The sequence below is a fragment of the Sphingomonas bacterium genome (genome assembly GCF_903643065.1).
Lineage (GTDB): Bacteria > Pseudomonadota > Alphaproteobacteria > Sphingomonadales > Sphingomonadaceae > Sphingomonas.
In genome coordinates this window covers 1-2,551 of sequence record NZ_CAHJWX010000475.1, presented here as the reverse complement: position 1 = coordinate 2,551, position 2,551 = coordinate 1, and the positions used below count along the sequence as shown (strand labels likewise).

Annotated in this window: 1 protein-coding gene and 1 pseudogene; both read right to left on the bottom strand. The window is 69.4% G+C overall.

Annotation, left to right across the window (positions count from 1 at the left end; genetic code table 11):
* A partial coding sequence (locus tag HUU95_RS14070; protein WP_174280669.1) for a ParB/RepB/Spo0J family partition protein occupies positions 1–1,832 on the bottom strand: 1,832 nt, incomplete at its 3' end.
* 170 nt (positions 1,833–2,002) lie between these two features.
* Positions 2,003–2,551, bottom strand: a pseudogene (locus HUU95_RS14065) (DUF932 domain-containing protein); the annotation flags it as partial.

Sequence of the window (2,551 nt, the reverse complement as noted above, 5' to 3'; positions counted from 1 at the left end):
TCGGCGACCGCCTGCAGGATCCGCGCCTTGGTGACCCGGCCGAGGAAGTTGGCCGCAGTCGGCGTCCAGGTCGCGGCCATGTCGAGATCGACCGCCTGGGCGAGCCGGTCGGCGTGTGCGAACGCCTTCGGGCGACGGTTCCAGGCCTCGTGCACCGCGTTGACGCTGAGCGACACGCAATGAGCGAACAGTGCATCGCGGTTGCAGGTGTCGAACGTCTCCAGCACGTCCCAGAGATCGCCCGACTCCTTGGGCAGCACCGACCGCCATGCCTGGTGTCGTTCGTCGAGCGCGCGGGCGAGCGGAGTGTCGTTCAACCCCGGCGCCTGGCTCCCGAACTGGACGCTCTTGAGGTCGAGCTCCAGGCAGGTATCCGAGCGGTAGCTGTAGAACACGCCCAGCGCGAGCGCGTGCAGCCCGGCCAGGAACGCCACGTCGGGCCGTCCACCAAGCGAATGGCGCAGCGCCAGCGTGCGGTGCGCGGTCAGCTCGGTCAGCAGCCGGTCGGGGATCGGCCGCAGTCCCTCATCCTCCTCCGGTTCGGCCGGGGCGGCGGTGGCGTAGATGGCCTCGTCGTGCTCGGTCTGGGCAGCGGCAGCGTAGGCCGGGGCCTCGTCCGTCCCGATCTCCACATCCGGCTCTGGTTCGGCCGGGAGTTCGTCCTCCGCCCGGACGTAACCGCGCTCGACGCGCAGCGAACCGTCGGCGGCGATGCTGACGAACGCGCCGGCGCGGGTGACCTCGTCGGCCTTGAACACGATCGGCCGGACGGTGAGCGCCTCGATCGCGGTCTCGAGTTCGGCCATGCGCTGGTCCTGCTCGTCGGTCAGCTCCTCAGCCTCGGCCGCTGCCGTCTCGATGTCGTCGACCTCCTGCTGGAGGGCGGCGAGCGTCGCCTCCTCCGCGTCGGTCAGCGGCACGGTCTCGCCGCGCAGCTGGCGCAAGCCGTAGCTGTGGCCGTAGGCGAAGTCGGGCGCGACCTCGACCCAGCGCCAGCCTTCCGCCCCAACGGTCGCGGCCGCCTCGTTGAGCCGCTTGGCCACCATCATGTCGACGAGGCCGACGTCCTGCAGCCAGCCGCCGTCGTCACCCTGGAACAGGTCGTTCAGGACCGTGCCGCCGGCCTCCTCATAGGCGGCGACGCCGACGAACTGCGCCCGCTTGTCCGACGCGCGGACCGCGCCCTCGGTCAGCATCCGCCTGATGACATAGGGCTGCTTGTCATAGGAGGCGCACAGGCGCTCAAACACCTGCTCCTGCCGCTCCTGGTCGCCGCTGACGGTGAACGCCATCAGCTGGTCCAGCGTCATGCCGTCCTCGCCATAGACGTCGAGCAGCTTGGGCGAGACCGAGGCCAGCCGGAGCCGCTGCTTCACCACCGCGACCGAGACGAATTGGTTGGCGGCGATCTCCTCCTCGGACTGGCCCTTCTCGCGCAGGGCCAGGAACGCCCGGAACTGGTCGAGCGGGTGCAGCGGCGCGCGTTGGATGTTCTCGGCGAGGCTGTCCTCCTCGGCGAGGCCGTCGGTCCGTACGACGCAGGGGACGGGTGCGTTCTTGGCGAGACGCCGCTGCTTCACCAGCAGTGCGAGCGCCCGGTAGCGGCGGCCGCCGGCCGGAATCTCGTACATGCCGGTCTCATCGCCGGCTTCGTCGGTGACGGCGCGGACACTCAGGCCCATGAGGAGGCCGCGCCGGGCGATGTCCTCGGCGAGCTCCTCGAGCGACACGCCCGCCTTGACGTGGCGGACGTTGGACTTGGAGAGCAGGAGCTTGTCGAACGGGATGTCGCGCGAGGACGACAGGGTGATCTTTTGGACTGACTTGGCCACGGTAATTCTCCGTGACGGGCTGGCCGGGAGCCTCTCTCTCGACCCTCAACCCGTCACGAAGCTCCGGCCCACCTCTTCCTCTGGAAGCGGCGAGCCGGAGAACCGACGATGCGGCGACACGCGGAACCGAGGATACGGAAAGCCGCCGAAGCGGCTTTCCGGCCCGGTCGCTATCCGACGCTGGCGAGCAGCTTGGCGGCCTTGCCCTCCAGCTCAAGCCGAGCGTCCTGGTGCGGCTTGTCGCGGGCGAGCGCGGTGATCCCCTGCACGAAGTCGAAGATCGACTCGGGCGGGCGGCCTTCCTCCTCCAGCACGGTGGCGATGATCTTCTCGGTCTCGGGACGCGAGAAGCCGCGCTTGCGCAGGAAGGTCTCGCGATCTTCGTCCTTGCGCGCGACGATCGCCTCGCGCGCGGCTCGGATGCCGGCCATGAACGGGGCTGGTGACGACGTGGCGAACCGCTGCAGGGCCGGCGCCGCCTGATGCGCGAAGCGGTGGCCGGCGAACTTCGAGTGCCGGATGCTGATCTCTTCGAAGCCCTCCGCCCCCCAGATGTTGCGGTTCATGCACACGGCGCGGAGGTAGAAGCTCGCCATGCCGAGCGTCTTCGAGCCCACCTCGCTGTTCCAGCAGTAGAAGCCGCGGAAGTAGAGGTCGGGATCGCCGTTCGGCAGGCGTCCCGCCTCGATCGGATGCGCGTCGTCGACCAGGAACAGGAA